This window comes from Saccharopolyspora antiqui (genome assembly GCF_052246905.1).
GTDB lineage: Bacteria > Actinomycetota > Actinomycetes > Mycobacteriales > Pseudonocardiaceae > Saccharopolyspora.
Window position 1 is genome coordinate 137,823 of record NZ_JBQQBO010000002.1, and the last position, 15,792, is coordinate 153,614.

The 15,792-nt window shown below is 68.8% G+C and carries 15 protein-coding genes, 1 tRNA gene and 1 pseudogene; 11 read left to right on the forward strand and 6 right to left on the reverse strand.

The features are described 5' to 3' along the window. Positions 1 to 28: 28 nt before the first annotated feature. Positions 29 to 1,060: a polyprenyl synthetase family protein gene (locus tag ACTWQN_RS05100; RefSeq protein WP_443202151.1), complete on the forward strand. Its 1,032-nt coding sequence runs from the start codon at positions 29 to 31 to the stop codon at positions 1,058 to 1,060. Positions 1,061 to 1,294: 234 nt separating this feature from the next. After that, positions 1,295 to 2,626: a sunset domain-containing protein gene (locus ACTWQN_RS05105; protein ID WP_443202152.1), complete on the forward strand. Its 1,332-nt coding sequence runs from the start codon at positions 1,295 to 1,297 to the stop codon at positions 2,624 to 2,626. Between the two features lie 80 nt (positions 2,627 to 2,706). On the opposite strand, the gene ACTWQN_RS05110 is transcribed toward ACTWQN_RS05105, so the two are convergent. After that, complete coding sequence (locus tag ACTWQN_RS05110) at positions 2,707 to 3,150, reverse strand: Lrp/AsnC family transcriptional regulator (protein WP_443202153.1); 444 nt, start codon at positions 3,148 to 3,150, stop codon at positions 2,707 to 2,709. Positions 3,151 to 3,224: 74 nt separating this feature from the next. On the opposite strand from ACTWQN_RS05110, the gene ddaH reads away from it, so the two are divergent. Both ddaH and htpX read left to right on the forward strand, forming a co-directional pair. Then, positions 3,225 to 4,079 carry a dimethylargininase gene (ddaH, locus tag ACTWQN_RS05115; protein ID WP_443202154.1) on the forward strand — a complete coding sequence of 285 codons (855 nt, stop codon included), beginning with the start codon at positions 3,225 to 3,227 and terminating at the stop codon, positions 4,077 to 4,079. A gap of 280 nt (positions 4,080 to 4,359) precedes the next feature. Then, a complete protein-coding gene (htpX, locus tag ACTWQN_RS05120) occupies positions 4,360 to 5,232 on the forward strand; it encodes a zinc metalloprotease HtpX (protein WP_443202155.1) in 873 nt (290 codons plus the stop codon). Between the two features lie 31 nt (positions 5,233 to 5,263). Here htpX and rfbA read toward each other — a convergent pair whose 3' ends face one another. Both rfbA and ACTWQN_RS05130 read right to left on the reverse strand, forming a co-directional pair. Then, positions 5,264 to 6,142, reverse strand: coding sequence for a glucose-1-phosphate thymidylyltransferase RfbA (gene rfbA, locus ACTWQN_RS05125; protein WP_443202156.1), 879 nt, complete (start codon positions 6,140 to 6,142; stop codon positions 5,264 to 5,266). A gap of 21 nt (positions 6,143 to 6,163) precedes the next feature. After that, positions 6,164 to 6,655 (reverse strand): YajQ family cyclic di-GMP-binding protein, encoded by a 492-nt coding sequence (locus ACTWQN_RS05130; RefSeq protein ID WP_443202157.1) that lies wholly within the window; start codon positions 6,653 to 6,655, stop codon positions 6,164 to 6,166. Between the two features lie 451 nt (positions 6,656 to 7,106). On the opposite strand from ACTWQN_RS05130, the pseudogene ACTWQN_RS05135 reads away from it, so the two are divergent. From ACTWQN_RS05135 to ACTWQN_RS05145, 3 genes and pseudogenes are all read left to right on the forward strand, one after another. Continuing rightward, positions 7,107 to 7,544, forward strand: a pseudogene (locus ACTWQN_RS05135) (alcohol dehydrogenase catalytic domain-containing protein); the annotation flags it as partial. 164 nt (positions 7,545 to 7,708) lie between these two features. After that, positions 7,709 to 8,926 (forward strand): glycoside hydrolase family 15 protein, encoded by a 1,218-nt coding sequence (locus ACTWQN_RS05140; protein WP_443202158.1) that lies wholly within the window; start codon positions 7,709 to 7,711, stop codon positions 8,924 to 8,926. After that, positions 8,923 to 10,302, forward strand: coding sequence for a glucose-6-phosphate dehydrogenase (locus ACTWQN_RS05145; protein ID WP_443202159.1), 1,380 nt, complete (start codon positions 8,923 to 8,925; stop codon positions 10,300 to 10,302). The genes ACTWQN_RS05140 and ACTWQN_RS05145 overlap by 4 nt, the downstream gene beginning before the upstream one ends. Before the next feature lie 137 nt (positions 10,303 to 10,439). Here the strand turns inward: ACTWQN_RS05145 and ACTWQN_RS05150 are convergent. Together ACTWQN_RS05150 and ACTWQN_RS05155 are read right to left on the reverse strand one after the other, a co-directional pair. After that, positions 10,440 to 10,520, reverse strand: a tRNA-Tyr gene (locus ACTWQN_RS05150). 61 nt (positions 10,521 to 10,581) lie between these two features. Further along, positions 10,582 to 10,890, reverse strand: coding sequence for a hypothetical protein (locus ACTWQN_RS05155; protein ID WP_443202160.1), 309 nt, complete (start codon positions 10,888 to 10,890; stop codon positions 10,582 to 10,584). A 92-nt stretch (positions 10,891 to 10,982) separates the two neighbouring features. Here ACTWQN_RS05155 and ACTWQN_RS05160 point away from each other — a divergent pair, with 92 nt between their 5' ends. Then, on the forward strand, positions 10,983 to 11,240 hold the full coding sequence (locus tag ACTWQN_RS05160; RefSeq protein WP_443202161.1) for a hypothetical protein: 258 nt from the start codon (positions 10,983 to 10,985) through the stop codon (positions 11,238 to 11,240). Positions 11,241 to 11,287: 47 nt separating this feature from the next. Here the strand turns inward: ACTWQN_RS05160 and ACTWQN_RS05165 are convergent, their stop codons facing one another. After that, on the reverse strand, positions 11,288 to 11,707 hold the full coding sequence (locus ACTWQN_RS05165) for a TIGR03668 family PPOX class F420-dependent oxidoreductase (RefSeq protein WP_443202162.1): 420 nt from the start codon (positions 11,705 to 11,707) through the stop codon (positions 11,288 to 11,290). 28 nt (positions 11,708 to 11,735) lie between these two features. On the opposite strand from ACTWQN_RS05165, the gene ACTWQN_RS05170 reads away from it, so the two are divergent. The 3 genes from ACTWQN_RS05170 to ACTWQN_RS05180 all read left to right on the forward strand — a co-directional run bounded on the left by ACTWQN_RS05170 (position 11,736) and on the right by ACTWQN_RS05180 (position 15,661). After that, positions 11,736 to 12,719: an alpha/beta hydrolase gene (locus ACTWQN_RS05170; RefSeq protein WP_443202163.1), complete on the forward strand. Its 984-nt coding sequence runs from the start codon at positions 11,736 to 11,738 to the stop codon at positions 12,717 to 12,719. 17 nt (positions 12,720 to 12,736) lie between these two features. After that, complete coding sequence (locus ACTWQN_RS05175) at positions 12,737 to 12,910, forward strand: hypothetical protein (protein WP_443202164.1); 174 nt, start codon at positions 12,737 to 12,739, stop codon at positions 12,908 to 12,910. A 117-nt stretch (positions 12,911 to 13,027) separates the two neighbouring features. Then, positions 13,028 to 15,661: a putative bifunctional diguanylate cyclase/phosphodiesterase gene (locus tag ACTWQN_RS05180; protein ID WP_443202165.1), complete on the forward strand. Its 2,634-nt coding sequence runs from the start codon at positions 13,028 to 13,030 to the stop codon at positions 15,659 to 15,661. Positions 15,662 to 15,792 lie beyond the last annotated feature (131 nt).

A 15,792-nucleotide genomic window follows, 5' to 3' on the forward strand; every position in this document is an offset into this window, starting at 1 on the left:
GATTCGGGGGAGCGAAGGCGACGGTGACGTGAGCAGGCCAGCGGGTGACCCGATCAGTGAGCTGACCAGAGGCGGATCGGGCGGGATCTACATCGCCGACGAGGCGTTGGCGGACTCGGTGCGGCAGGGCATAGCTCGGGTGGAGGACTTGCTGCACGCTTCGGTGCAGAGCGAGTTCGAGTTCGCCACCCGCACCTCGCTGCACCTGGTGGAGGCCGGTGGCAAGCGGTTCCGACCGCTGTTCACGTTGCTGGCCGCCCAGTTCGGCGATGAGCCTGCGGCCGAAGAGGTGATCAAGTCCGCGGCTGTGATCGAGATGATCCACCTCGCCACGCTCTACCACGACGACGTGATGGACGAGGCGACCATGCGGCGCGGCGCGACCAGCGCCAACGCTCGCTGGGACAACTCGGTGGCGATCCTGACCGGTGATTTCCTGTTCGCCCAGGCGTCCCGGCTGATCGCCGACCTCGGCGCCGAGGCGGTCCGGCAGATGGCCGGGACCTTCGAGGCGTTGGTCACCGGGCAGATGCGGGAGACCGTCGGAGCCACCGCCGACGACGATGCCATCGAGTTCTACCTCAAGGTGATCTACGAGAAGACGGGTTCGCTGATCGCCACCGCGGGGAAGTTCGGCGCGTGGTTCTCCGGTGCCGTCACGCCGCACGTGCACGCGTTGGAGCGGATCGGCCGAATCCTCGGCACGGGCTTCCAGATCTCCGACGACATCATCGACATCGCGTCACCGGCCAACGAGTCGGGCAAGACGCCGGGCACCGATCTCCGGGAAGGCGTGCGGACGCTGCCCATGCTGTACGCGTTGGCCGATGCGGACACCGATGCGCGGCTGCGCGAACTGCTGACCCGACCGCTGGCCTCGGATGCCGAGGTCGACGAGGCGCTGGAACTGCTGCGCGCGTCGAGCGGCCTCGCGCGGACCCGCGCGACGCTGGACGAGTACGCCGACGACGCGCGCAAGGAACTCGCCTCGCTGCCGGACGTTCCGGCCCGCGAGGCGCTGTCGATGCTGTTCGACTACGTGGTGGCGCGGACTCGCTGAGGCGGCCCTCGCCAGGTTCTCGGTTGGTCCGGTGGGTTGTCGCATCCCGAAGCCGTCGTCGTCGTTGGACGACTGACAGATCCGACTGCGCTCGGGTGTGTTCGGAAAGTTGCGCAACCGCCACCCACATGTGTCACGAGCCGGTCAAGTTGGCCTTGTGCAGAGTCCTTCCGTGATAGGTATCCGGGGGAGAACTGGCGGTGCTGCTGGAGCCCTTGAGGAGGGACATCACTCGTGATCACCTGGCTGTTCACCCAGGTGTGGCTGTGGAGCCTCGCCTCGTTCGCGTTGGGTGTGCTGATCAACTGGCTGCTCTTCGTCCGGCCGCTGCGGCGCCGCCTCGCCGAGGTCACCGCGGCTTACCCGGACGAGTACGAGGACTACGACCACGCGGGCGAGTACGACGAAGGCCCCTTCGCCGACGCGCCGTTGGACCTGGTGCGCTCGGCGCCGCCGCGCTGGGAGCCCGCCGACGAACCGACGATCGGTGACTGGGAACGGCCGCCGCGCGCCTGGGCGGCCCAGGACCAGCGCCAGAACGGCCAGGACGACGCGGACAACACCTGGTTCCGGAAGTGGGATGACGAGGCCTCGCGTGGCGGGACCGGCGAGTCCGTGGACGTCGCCGTGACCGCGGTGCGACCGCGAGTTCAGCAGGCCGCAGCGGGACCGCAGGCTGGCCCGCCCGCGCCGCAGGCCGCCGCAGCGGTGCCGCAGGCTGGCCAGCCGATGCCGCAGGCTGGGCCCCCGGTGTCGCCGGTGGTGAATCAGCCGCCCGCGGCGGAGCAGTGGCCGAAGGCGGAACCATCCGAGCCGACGAAGTCAGCGCCTGCGAGGTCGGCGGAGGCGGTAGTCGCGGCCATCGCGGCGGAGGCCGCCGAGACCGCGAAGGCGCCGCAGGCGCCAGCGGAGCAGGCCACGGCGTCCGCGAAGGCGGCCCCCACGCCGCAGAGCCCGGCCGCGAAGGTGGCGCCAGCGCCGCAGTCCACACCTGAGAAGGCGCCGCAAAGCCCGCCTGCGAAGGCAGCGCCTGCACCGCAGCCGAAATCTGTGCAGCCTGCGGAGGCGGCGCCTGCGGCCCAGGCCAAATCCGCGGAGCCGGAGAAGGAGCAGAAGGCCCCGGAGGCGGCGGAGACCACCGAGCGGTCCGACGCCGGGGGGTCGCGGATCTCCGGGCTGCTGGACGGCGGGGACGACGCGACGGAATCGCGGTTGTCCGGGCAGCTGCGGTCGCTGTTCGAAGACGTCGAGACGCCCGGTGCGGGCGGGTCGGCGGAGACGCCGTACGTGCCACCGGTCGGCGCCGATGCGACGCAGGTGATCCCGAAGGTCGAAGGCGGTGGCGCGGAGCAGTCGGCACTGCCGCGGCGCACGCCCGGCGCCGGGCCGCGACCCGGCCGCGAGGTCGGCTCGGGGCCGATGATCAAGGGCCATTCGGCGTCCCGGCAGTACCACAGCCCGGACTCGCCGCAGTACGACGACATCGTCGCCGACGTGTGGTTCCGCACCGCCTCGGACGCGGAGATCGCCGGTTTCCAGCCCTGGAGCGGCCAGCGCACCACCTGAGGTGGTTTCAGCGCTTGGGGCGGGCGATTTCGCGCGAAATCGCCGCGTTCGCCACCCGCACCCAAAACGAGTACAGGCTTTCACTCCGGTTGCGGTTGGCGTTCCAGGAGTCGGGAGAGCACCACGGTGGACACCGTCCGGTTCACGAAGTCGACCGAGCGCAGCCGCTCCATCGCCTCTTCGAGGTGGTGGATGTCGGCCGCGCGCAGGTGCACGATCGCGTCGGCCTGCCCGGACACCGTGTAGGCCGCGACGACCTCCGGCAGCGGCTCCAGCCCGATGCGGATCCGGTGCGCCGGGACGTTGCCGTCGCAGTGCACCTCCACGAACGCTTCGGTGCCCCAGCCCAGCGCCTCGGGATCGACCACGGCGGTGAACCCTTGCAACACGCCAAGATCCAGCAGTTTGTCCACCCGCCGCTTCACCGCGGGCGCCGATAAGCCCACGTCGGCGCCGATCTCCGCGTAGCTCGCCCGCGCATCGGCCACCAGGTGCGAAATGATTCGTTGGTCCAACGCGTCCATACGCAACATTCTGCCGCAAAAAACGAACGTAGCGTTGTTGATAGCTGCTCAATCCAGCACATAGATTTCGATTCATGACGGTAACCGCTGGTCCGGCAGTAGAAACGCTCGTGTTGCCGAAGGCCACCACGCGGCGCTACGTGATGTGCGCACCCAAGTACTTCACCGTCGAGTACTCGATCAACCCGTGGATGGATCCGGGCACGCCGGTGGACGTCGACCTGGCGATGACCCAGTGGGAGGCCCTGAAGCGCACCTACGAACGGCTCGGGCACCGCGTCGAGGTCGTCGAACCGCAGCCGGGCCTGCCGGACATGGTGTTCGCGGCCAACTCGGCGACCGTGCTCGGCGGCCGGGTGCTGGGCGCCCGGTTCCGCGCGCCGCAGCGCGCCGCCGAGGCCGAGCACTTCCGGCGCTGGTTCACCACCCGCGGCTACCGGAACCTGGTCATGCCGTCGCGGATCAACGAGGCGGAGGGTGATTTCGCCTGGACCGGTGCGGTGCTGCTGGCGGGCAGCGGGTTCCGCACCGACCCGGAAGCCCACGCCGAGGCCCAAGAGGTGCTCGGGGTGCCGGTGGTGTCGCTGCGGCTGGTCGATCCGCGCTACTACCACCTGGACACCTCGCTGTTCGTGCTGACATGCGATGAGCGGGCGCAGATCGCCTACTACCCGCAGGCGTTCTCCGCCGGATCGCGCCGCGTGCTGGAGCGGATGTTCCCGGACGCCGTGATCGCCGACGCGGCGGACGCCGCCTGCCTGGGTCTCAACGGCGTGTCCGACGGTCGGCACGTGGTTCTGCCGATGGAGGCGACCGGGCTCGCGGCGCAGTTGGTCGACCGCGGCTACGAACCGATCCTGCTGGACATTTCCGAGCTCCGGAAATCCGGTGGCGGCCCGAAGTGCTGCACGCTCGAACTGCACGCATGACGGGTGACGGGGAGCACGAAGGGCGCTGATCGGCGCCCTTCGTCGCTGCGAGCCCCGACCGGGCGTGCGCCGCGGGCTGTCGGCCGCAGCGCTTGTCGCGCCACTGCGCAAGCCTTGGTGTGATTTTCAAGTAGTTGGCTTCAGCACATCCGTCCAGCGGAACTACGACTCGCGCCCAGTCGTTTTCTGGGTGACCTTCGAATTACGTGGAAAGGTGTCACGAGAGGCCGACCGATTCGCCAGTTAGGCCCGGTCGAGCCCTTGGGCGGAGGCAGGCACGGTGCACAGTCACGTCAACGGTTTGAAAACCGCGCTGCTGCTCGGTGGCATGAGCGCGTTGGTGCTGCTGGTCGGGTCGATCTTCGGTCGAACCGGCCTGGTCATCGCATTCGTCGTGGCGCTGGGCATGAACGGCTACGCGTACTTCAACTCGGCCAACCTGGCCCTGCGCGCGATGCGCGCCCGGCCGGTGTCGGAGGCCGAGCAGCCCGCGATGTACCGGATCGTGCGGGAACTGGCCACCTCGGCCCGGCAGCCGATGCCCGCGCTCTACATCAGCCCGACCCGGGCCCCCAACGCCTTCGCCACCGGGCGCAACCCGCGCAACGCCGCCGTGTGCTGCACGAGCGGGATCCTCGAACTGCTGGGCGAGCGCGAACTGCGCGCGGTGCTCGGGCACGAGCTCTCGCACGTCTACAACCGCGACATCCTGATTTCCAGCGTCGCCGGGGCGTTGGCCAGCGTGGTCACCTTCCTGGCCAACTTCGGGTTGTTCTTCGGCATGTTCGGCAGCCAGGACGACGACCGCCCGAGCCCGTTCGCGCTGCTGCTGGTCGCGCTGCTGGGCCCGATCGCGGCGGCCGTGGTGCAGATGGCCGTCAGCCGCTCCCGGGAATACCAGGCCGACGCGTCGAGCGCGCAGCTGACCGGCGACCCGCTCGCGCTGGCGTCCGCGCTGCGCAAGCTGGAGCTCGGCACCCAGCAGGCGCCGCTGGCACCGGATCCGCAGCTGGTGTCGCAGTCGCACCTGATGATCGCCAACCCGTTCCGCCCCGGCGAACGGCTGGCCAGGCTGTTCTCCACCCACCCGCCGATGCACGACCGGATCCGCCGCCTGGAGGGCATGGCGGGCCGCCAGCTTCCCCCGGCCTGATGACCGAGCGCGATTTCGCGAGAATCCGACGTCACCTGGCGCCGGAGCGGCGGGCGACGTCCATGACGTACTCGCCGTAGCCGGACTTGGCGAGCTTGCGGCCGAGCTCGTAGCAGGCATCGGCCGTGATGTAGCCCATCCGCAGCGCGATTTCCTCCAGGCAGGCGATCCGCACGCCCTGCCGGTGCTCCAAGACCTGCACGAACTGCGACGCCTCCACGAGCGAGTCGTGGGTGCCGGTGTCCAGCCAGGCGAAGCCCCGGCCGAGTTCGGTCAGCCGCGCGCGTCCCTGCGCCAGGTAGGTGAGGTTGACGTCGGTGATCTCCAATTCGCCGCGCGCCGACGGGGTGAGTCCCTTGGCGATGTCCACCACGTCGTTGTCGTAGAAGTACAGACCGGTGATGGCCATGTTGGACCGCGGCTGCTCCGGTTTCTCCACAATGGACACCAGGCGGCCGTCGTCGGCCAGCTCACCGACGCCGTAGCGCTGCGGATCGCGCACCGGGTAGCCGAACAGCGTGCAGCCGTCGAGGTCCCGCGCGCACTGCTGGAGGATCCGCGAGAAACCCTGCCCGTAGAAGATGTTGTCGCCGAGCACCAGCGCCACCGAGTCGTCGCCGACGAAGTCCGCGCCGATCACGAAGGCTTCGGCGAGCCCGTTCGGCTCGGGTTGTTCGGCATAGCTGATCCGGATGCCGAACTGGGAGCCGTCGCCGAGCAGCCGCTGGAACAGCGGGGTGTCGGCCGGTGTGGAGATGAGCAGCACATCCCGGATGCCGGCCAGCATCAGCACCGACACCGGGTAGTAGACCATCGGTTTGTCGTACACCGGCAACAACTGCTTCGACACGACCTGGGTCAGCGGGTGCAACCGCGTCCCGCTGCCGCCGGCCAGCACGATCCCCTTCACCCGGATACCTCCAGAGGTGGGTTACCGGAAATTTTCGAATTGGAGTGCTGCGTCGAAGTCGCTCGACTTCAGCAGTTGGATGACGGCCTGTAGGTCGTCCTTCTTCTTGCCGGAGACCCGCAGTTGCTCGCCCTGGATCTGGGCCTGCACGCCTTTGGGGCCTTCGTCGCGGATCTTCTTGGTGATCTTCTTCGCGATGTCCTGCGAGATGCCCTGCACCACCTTGCCGGTGGCCTTGTAGAGCTGGCCGGAGCTGGCTGGTTCGCCGAAGTCCAGCGCCTTCAGCGAAATCCCGCGCTTGATCAGCTTCTCCTTGAAGACGTCGACCGCGGCCTTGCAACGCTCCTCGGTCTCCGACTCCAGCACGACCGCGTTGTCCCCGGACCACTGGATCTTGGAGCCGGTACCGCGGAAGTCGAACCGGTTGGCGAGCTCCTTGGCCGCCTGGTTCAGCGCGTTGTCCACCTCTTGGTGGTCCACCTTGCTCACCACGTCGAAGGACGGGTTTGCCACGGGTCCTACCTCCTGTTGAGCCGAAACAGCGTGTACTTCGCGGACGACACGCTACCGGCCCCCGCTGGCGACCGGCCCCCGGTAGCTGGTAGGCGCGCAAAAAAACTCGGCCCGCGCTGTTGCCGTTTCGCGCCCGGCGAAGGACTGGTGCCGTGCGGGATCTCGACGTGCGGGCATGCCCTGACCGTTGAGCACGAGCCGCCGGAGTGCGGTGGGTTGACCACCCGGATTCGATGAACAGTATCGGTCTTTTCCTTTTCTTCAGCGGCATGCGGTCGAATCTCAATTCATTCAGCCGAAAACGTCGCCAGAGCGTTCTGGCAGCGTGATGGTGCGGGTCGACGCGTAGCCGCCGCCAGCCCAGCTGCGGGTATTGCTGGGGACCTTCGTCTCTTTCCTTCACCGCATGCGCGGTGGAAACTGGTGGGGGGAGTTGATTTGAACGAGAGCCCTGTCGCAGTCGGTCGCAACGGGTCGACAGAAAAGGGGGGAGGATGAAAGCTTTCGTGATGAAGAAGATCGGCCAGGTCGGTTTCATGGACAAGCCCATGCCGGGGCCGGCCCGGGTGACGCAATCGTGCGCACGACCAGCGCTCTCATCTGCACATCGGATTCGCACACCGTAAAAGGCGGTATCGGTCCCAGGGAGAACCTGACGCTCGGGCACGAAGGGGTCGGCGTGGTGCACGAGGTTGGTAGCGGAGTGGATGACTTCCACCCGGGTGACCGTGTCCTGGCCGGTGCTATCACTCCCGACTGGGGAAGTCGCGCCGCGCAGAACGGGCACCCGTCGCAGTCCGGTGGGCCGCTCGGCGGATTCAAGTTCGCGAACACCAAAGACGGCGTCTTCGCCGAGTATTTCCACGTCAACGACGCTGACGCCAACCTGGGGAAAATACCGGATGGTTTTTCCGACGAGTCGGCCGTTTATTGCGCGGACATGTTCTCCACCGGATTCATGGGCGCGGAGAAGGGGAACATTCCGAAAGGTCCTGATCACCTTCTAGACCAAGGACGCGTCGTGCTGGCGCCGGGGAAACGGAGAGCCATCCCATGCTTGATCCCGATCCGCCGTTTCGGCCCCTTCGTCGGCACGACGGCTACCTGCCGCTGGAGGACCTCGGTCTCGTCGGCGACGGCACGACGGCGGCGCTGGTCGGTCTCGATGGTTCCATCCCGTGGCTGTGCCTGCCCAGGTTCGACTCCGAACCGCTGTTCTGCGGTCTGTTGGATCACGCGAGAGGCGGGCATTTCACCGTCGCCCCGGACGATGCGGTGCAGGCCCGGCAGCGCTACGAGCCGGACACGGCGGTCTTGACGACCGAGCTGGCCAGTGCCGGGGGCCGGGTCCGCATCACGGACGCGCTGGCCCTGCGCTCGGGTGCTGATCTCACCGACGACACTCCCGCACAACGGGCCGAGCTGGTGCGTTCCGCTGTCGTCACCGACGGCGACGTCCGCCTGCGGGTGGAACTGCGGCCGCGCGGCGGAGTGCAGATGCGTTCCCTGTTCAGCGGGCTGGAGTTGCGGGTTGCCGGGCGGCCGGACCTGCGCCTGCACCTGCGTTCCAACCGTCCGTTGCCCGCCCTGGAGAGCACCTATGACCTGCACCAGGGGGAGCGCCTCGATCTGGTGCTGTCCTGGGGGCGGTTTCACCGCCACCACCGGTTCGACGCCGAGACGATGCTGACGGACACCGCTGACGCGTGGCGCCGTTGGATGGCGCATTTCCGCTACAGCGGTCCCGAGGAGTCCTTGGTTCGGCGTGCCGCCATCACTCTCAAACTCCTGCGCCAGCTCATTCTGAACGAGTCCTGGGACGAGGACGCGCAGACCTTGTGCGAACACCTCGACGGGGGCGGCAGCCTGGACGCGAGCCTGCTCGCGCTTCCGCTGCGCCAGATCGTCCCCGCTGACCACCCGCGCATGGTGGCCACCACGGACGCCATCGCCAAGCGGCTCTCCGCTGGCAACGGCCTGCTCCACCGCTACCTGCACGACCAGTCCACCGATGGCCTTCCCGGCGACGAAGGCGCCTTCGTGCTGTGCAGCTTCTGGCTGGTCGACAACCTGGCACGCCAAGGCCGCGTCGAAGAAGCCGAACAGCTCTACGCCTCGCTGTGCGCCAGGGCGAGCCCACTCGGACTGCTGTCGGAGCAGATCGACCCGTCGACCGGCGAATTCATCGGCAACTTCCCGCAGGCGTTCAGCCACATCGGCATCATCGTCAGCGGCGTGAACCTCGCGCGAGCGGAGGCGGGGATCCAATGATCGATCGCATTGCCATCTTCGGCGGCACCGGTGACCTCAGCGCGCGCTACCTGCTGCCTGGACTGGCCGCACTGCGCGCGGCAGGGCATCTCGGCGATCAGTTCCAGTTGACCTGCGCCGACCGCAGCCACTGGGAAAGCGAGCAGTTCCGATCCTGGGTTGCTACCCAACTCGAAAATTACGGCGGCGCCGCGTCGGCCGACGCCAGACACGCGGTCGCAGCCGCGGCGCGCTTTCAGCGGGCCGATGTCACCGACACCGGCGACGTCGCGTCGGTCATCGCCGGTGCTGAGCCCCTCGCCGTCTACCTCGCCCTTCCCCCGGCGCTATTCGGCCCAGCGGTTTCCGCGCTCGACCGCGCGGGCCTGCCAGCGGGTAGCCGAATCGTGTTGGAGAAACCGTTCGGCGACGACCTGGACAGCGCGGTGGAGCTGAACCGGCTGCTCGCCGACGTCGTGCCCGAGGACGCGGTTTTCCGGGTGGACCACTTCCTGGCCATGGCCACCGTCGAGAACGTGCTCGGCAGTCGACTCGCGAACCGCATGTTCGAGCCGCTCTGGAACAGCGAACACATCGCCGAGGTGGAGATCACCTGGGACGAATGCCTCGCGCTCGAAGGCAGGGCCGGGTACTACGACAGCGCTGGGGCGCTCAAGGACATGGTGCAAAACCACCTCCTGCAAGTGCTGTGCCTGGTAGCGATGGAGCCACCGAACAGCTTCGGCGAACGCGACCTGCGCGACCGGAAGGTCGATGTGCTGCGCTCGGTGCGGCCCCTCACCGACGCGGATGTCCGGCACCGCACCCGCCGGGCCCGTTACCTGGCCGGCCGGACCGATGGCCACGAGGTTCCCGCCTACGTCGACGAGCAAGGCGTGGACCCGGATCGCGGTACCGAGACCTTCGCCGAGGTCGAACTGGAACTCGACAGTCGGCGCTGGTCGGGAACGACTTTCCGGCTCCGCAGCGGAAAAGCGCTCAACCGGGACCACAAGGAGGTCACGGTGCGCTTCCGGCCCGTGCCCCACGTGCCTGCCGGTCACCGCGGCGAAGTGCTGCCCAACGTCCTCCGATTCGGACTTGAACCGGAGAGCCTGGCACTGGATCTGACCGGCACGGGCTCCCAGACACGCACGTTCGCGCCGCTCAGACTGACCGCCCAGATGATGCCACCCGACCTGCCGCCGTACGGTCGGCTGCTGCTCGACGTGCTCACCGGGAATCCCGCCCTGTCCATCCGGGGCGACGAGGCCGAAGCGGCTTGGCGCGTCCTGGCACCGGTAATGTCCGCTTGGTCGAGGAACCTCGTTCCCCTCCAGGAATACCCGGCAGGCTCGGCCGGACCGCCCTCGTGCCGCGCCACCGGAGCGGTTTGATCCTGGCCGCATCCGGTTGCAAGCTGTCGGCCGGAAAGTCGGCACACGTGAAGACACAGCACATGGGAAGACAGGGAGATCGACGCAAAAGGCCCCCGACCAAATCAGCGTTGGTCAGGAGGCCGTTTCTGGCTGAGTGCCGGGTGAAGGATTCGAACCTCCGAAGCTTGCGCGGCTGATTTACAGTCAGCTCCCTTTGGCCACTCGGGCAACCCGGCTTGCGTGAAAAGAATACATACCGACAGCGACCGGCTTCCGAAGGGGGTTGCGCGGTCGGGCTCAATCCTGCTCGGGGTGGAAGACGAGTGCGTTGGCCTGCGCGAGGCCGCGGTCGAGTTCGGCGCGGGCCGCATCGGGCAGTTCTTCGCGGAAGTTCGGCCCGGCGGCTTTGACCAGTACCATCAGCCGTTTCGCCAGACCGCGGGCCTGGGTGAGGCGGATCTCGTCGTCGGCCATGGTCCGCCGCGAATCCGCGATCAGCTTGCGGTAGCGGTCGCCGAGGTCGGCGTGCCCGTCCACGACATCCAATGCGCTCGCCAGATCCGCGAGTTCCGAGGTGCTGATCAGGACGAAATACGGATCGGCCACGGCTGGGCAGCCTACGCGACGCGCCAGGAGCGCACTTGGCGCATTGACGGCAGCATCGGCCAACAGCGGCAACGCCCGGCTAGCCTTGTGGTGTGGCCATTGATCGAGCAGGTCGTGCGAAGCGGCGGCAGGAGCTGCGTGCCGCGCCGCCGTCCGCCGCGCCGGGATCTGCCGAGCCGGGCGGGAGCGCCGCGGTGGCGTTGGGCATCGAGGGCCTGTTCAGCGCCGGAGCCAGGCACCAGCTCGAACAGCTGGCCTGGGTGGAGGTCGTCAAGGAGGACGACCGCGAGGCAGGCGGTCCCCTCGACCTCGATTCGGACGTAGTCCACCTAGAACGCAAACACCCGTAAGCGCCGTTCTCCGAACGGGTTTGGAGTGACTGGGGCGGATGAGGAGATCACGATCTCGCGGCTGACCAGCCCGTCCATCGGGTGACTTGGATCACGATCAAGGTGCCGGTCGGCGGATTGCGCTGGTACTGCGGGTACTTCGCCACCAGGGCCGCCAGCAGGTCCGGATGATCGCCCGCTTCGGCCAGCACCGCGTCGCCGTCGGCGCGCACCCACCACAGCCGCGACCAGTCGTCCTCGTAGTGGTCGACGAGCAGCGCGACCTGCGGATTCTCGGCGATGTTGCGCAGCCGCCTGAGGTTCGTGGTGCTCTTGGGCTTGTGGTCGATCGCGGTGCCGAGCACCGTCCCGCGCATCGCGAACACCACCGGCACCAGGTGCGGTCGCCCCACCTCGTCGGCGGTGGCCAGGTGCGCTGACCGCGCCTGCTCGAACCAGGTACGTGCCTGCTGTTGGCTGATGCGCATCGTTCGGTCCGATCCGTATGTTCGAAGGGTGCCTTCGAGCGCTCCATCCACTCAAGGGTCCGCCGCCGCCGTCGGTCCTGGCTACCGCGATCAGCTCTACTGGCTTCGTTACCAGGACTTCTTCCCGGGAGCGCTTCGGCTCACCGCGGACAACGCGCCCGCCGAGCAGTGGTGGCCGTGGCGCGGCATGTCGGTGCACGTCGACCGCGTCGCACGGCCGAACGCACCGACGAAGCTGATCGCACTGCACGGAGTCGGCACTTACGGCCGAATGCTCGCCCCCTACGGGCGACTGCCGTCGCTGGTGGACCTCGAATTCATCGCCCCCGACCTGCCCGGCTTCGGTCTCACCGGCGCCGGTCGGCGCGCGGTCACCTACCGGGACTGGCTGGCCTGCGTGCTGGACCTGATCGACGCCGAGCGGGCCCGCGACGACCGGCCGATCGTGCTGCTGGGCATCAGCACCGGCGGCCGACTGGCCTACGACGTCGCCGCGCGCGCCGACGGCGCGGTGGCCGGGGTGATCGCCACCTGCCTGGCCGATCCGCGCCGCGACGAGGTTCGGCGACGGCTGGCCGCCCGGCCGGAAATGGCGAAGTGGGTCGGGTTGCTGGCGCTGATCGCGAAACCGCTGGGCATGACCAGGGTGCCGGTGCACTGGTTGGCCAACATCGCCGCGGTGTCCAACCACGCCCAGTTCGCCAACCTCGTGTGGGCCGACACCATCGGCGGCGGCAGTTGGCTCACGCTCACCTTCGCCCGCAGCTGCCTGACCACTCCACCGGCGGTGCCTCCGGAGCGCTTCACCGGACCGCCGCTGCTGCTGGCGCACCCCGCGGAGGACCGGTGGACGCCACCGCTGCTGTCCCGGCAGTTCTTCGACCGGCTCGCCGCACCCGCGCGGTTCGCGCCGCTGCGCGGTGCCGGGCACCTGCCGGTGGAGGAGTCGGGGCTGGCCGACCTGGACCGGGCGATCCGGGATTTCCTGGACGAGTTCGGGTTGCAGCAGTAACAGTCCGTTCACGCCGGTTGCGTACCGTGTTGGTGCCAAGTCGTTGCTGCGGCGATCGTCACAAAATCCTGGGCAAGCCGCAGCAAGGCCAACCAGTCTTGGTGCTCGACGTGGTGGGTGCGGTTTCCGCAGGTCAACTCGCGGCGCTCGGCAAGGATGGCGTGCCGGACCACGCGCAGCAACGGGAATGAGTGCGTCCGGCATATGCAACGGGGGCCATTCGCCCCTGGCCAACCGCGCTGTCGTGCGTCACGATCGCCACGGCAACTGTGTGGCACGACCGTGCCACCGGGTGGGGAGGAGCGTGGATGATCGAGCGTCACCGCTCCCTCGGTCCGCATTCCGGCCTGGAGACCGCCCGCCCGCCGGTGCGCGCCGAGGTTGATCCGGTGCGGCGCCGGATGTTCACCGGCTTCTCGTTGGTGGTGCTCGCCGTCGGCGCGCTCGCCTCCGTGGCGACCTCGGCGTGGTTGCCGTTCCACTACAGCTCCAACCTGCTGTTCATCGGACCGCTGCTGGCCATGGGCTTCCTGCTGGCCGAGCAGCTGACCATCGACGTCGACGTGAAGCGGGTCGGCTGGACCATCTCGTTCACCGAGATCCCGCTGCTGATCGGCCTGCTGACGGCGCCGTTCGAGGTCGTGCTCGCGGCGAACCTGCTGGCCGGACTCGGCGCGCAGGTCGGCCGCCGCGCGGCGACCCACGTGGTCTACAACGCCGGTGTGCTGTGCCTGGAGATCGCGGTGCCGTTCGCGGTGGCAGGCGTGGTCAACCAGGCGCTCATCGGGGTCGCGCCCGACTGGTTCGGCCCGGTCATCGGCACCCTCACCTCGCCGCTGATCAGCTGCGGCTTCGCGCTCGCCGCGCTGCACGTGCTGGGCGGCGCGATGCGGGTTTCGGCCGGGGCGCGGCTCGCGGTGCGCACGCTGGCCGTCGGCCTGCTCAACACCTCGGTCGGTCTGATCGGCTACGAGGTCGCGATCAGCACGCTGTGGGGTTGGCTGCTGGTGGCGCTGGTCGGGGCCGCCGTGATCGGCCTGTACCGGGCCTACTCCGGTCTGCTGCGCGAGCAGCGCGACCTGGAGGCGCTCAGCGACGTCAGCCTCAGCGTGGCGCGCTCCGGGCAGATCGCGCCGCACGGGCGGTCCGACTCCGTCGCGGTCGAACCCGAGGACTCGGTCAGCGAGTGGGAGCCGGTCGCCGAGCGGATCCGGGAACAGCTCAACGCGACACGAGTGGTGCTGCGGTTGCGACTGGACCCCAGCGGTGAGGTCAGCACGCTGGTCGCGGGCGAGCCGCTGCCGGAGTCGGCGGAGCAGGCCGCGCCGTCGGCGCTGCGCGATGATCCGCTGCTGCAACTGCCGGGCAGCCACGTGCGTTCGTTCCGGACGCTGGAGGCGCCCGAAGAGGTGCGCCGGGCACTGCGCCAGCGCGGGGCGTACGAGGCGCTGGTCGTGCCGCTGCGCGGGGCGAGCCAGCTGCTCGGTGCCGCCGAAGTGCACGACCGGGTCAGCCGCTGGCGCGGCTTCGGTCGGGCCGACGTGCGACTGCTGCACACCCTGGCCAGCCACCTGGCGACCGCGATGGACAACCGCCGACTGCTCGCCCGGTTGCGCCACGACGCCTACCACGACCCGTTGACCGGGCTGCTCAACCGCACCGGATTCCGCGAGATGGCGGCCGAGGAGCTGCGCAACGGTCGCACCGCGGTCGTGCTGCGGGTGGATCTCGACGTGCTCACCACGGTCAGCGAGGCCCTCGGCTACACCTGGGGCGACCGGATGATCGTCGCCGCCGGGCAGCGGATGCGCGAAGAACTCGGCGATGCCCCGCTGGCCCGGCTGGAGGCGAACTCCTTCGCGGTGCTGCTGCTGGACCACAGCGAAGCGCAGGCGCACGAGTTCGCCCAGCACCTGCGCGAGGTGATCGCCAAGCCGTACCCGCTGGACCGGATCGTGGTGGAGGCGGCCGGTATCGCCGGGTACGCCTCGTCCGCCCCGGCGGACGGCGAATGCGAGACCGACATCGACACCCTGCTGCAGCGCGCCGACGTCGCGGTGCGCGCCGCCCGCAACGGCGAGGACGGCGTGCGCGGCTACGCCCCCGCGATGGGCCAGGTCTTCCTGCGCCGGTTCCAGCTGGTCACCCAGTTCCGGCAGGCGCTGGACTCCGGTCACGTCGAGGTGCACTACCAGCCGAAGGTCGCGCTGCCCGCCCGCCAGGTGGTCGGTGCCGAGGCACTGGTGCGCTGGTCGCACCCGGAGTTCGGGCGACTGGATCCGGACGAGTTCGTGCCGCTGGTCGAGGCGACCGGGCTGGTCGACGCGCTGACCTCGTTCGTCATGGAGTGCGCGCTGGTCAAGATCCGGCAGTGGCTCGACCGGGGCCTGCGGATGTCGGTGGCGGTGAACCTGTCGGTGCGCAACCTGGCCGACGAGACGTTCCCGGACCGGGTCGGCGAGGCCCTGCTGCGCCACGACATCCCGCCGGAGCTGCTCACCTTCGAGCTGACCGAGTCCAGCGTGATGGCCGATCAGGAGCGCGCCATGCCGGTGCTGCGCCGCCTGCACGCGATCGGCGTGGTGCTCGCGGTGGACGACTTCGGCACCGGGTACTCCTCGCTGGCCTACCTGCGCCAGCTGCCGGTGGACGAGGTGAAGATCGACAAGAGCTTCGTGCTCGGCATGGGCACCGATCTCGGCGACATGGCGGTGGTCCGCTCGATCGTCGAGCTCGGGCACTCGCTGGACCTGGTGGTGGTCGCCGAGGGCGTGGAGGACGACGCGGCGCGCGATCAGCTTGTCGAGATGGGCTGCGACGTCGCGCAGGGCTACCTGATCTCCCGGCCGCTTTCCGAGGAGCGGTTCGAGGCCTGGTTGCAGGCCCGCACCAAGCGCGATCGCGGAACCCGTTCCGAGACGGTGCTCACACTGCTGCACTGAACACGTACTTGGTCGTCGCACCTGCCGAAGATGGCCCGACTTGGGCCGAAAACCCGCTAGTGACCAGGCTTTTCGCCGCAGCGACCCCCCGGCTTGGGAGCGGCTCGGGCGGTTGTGTAAAGTTCTAATCG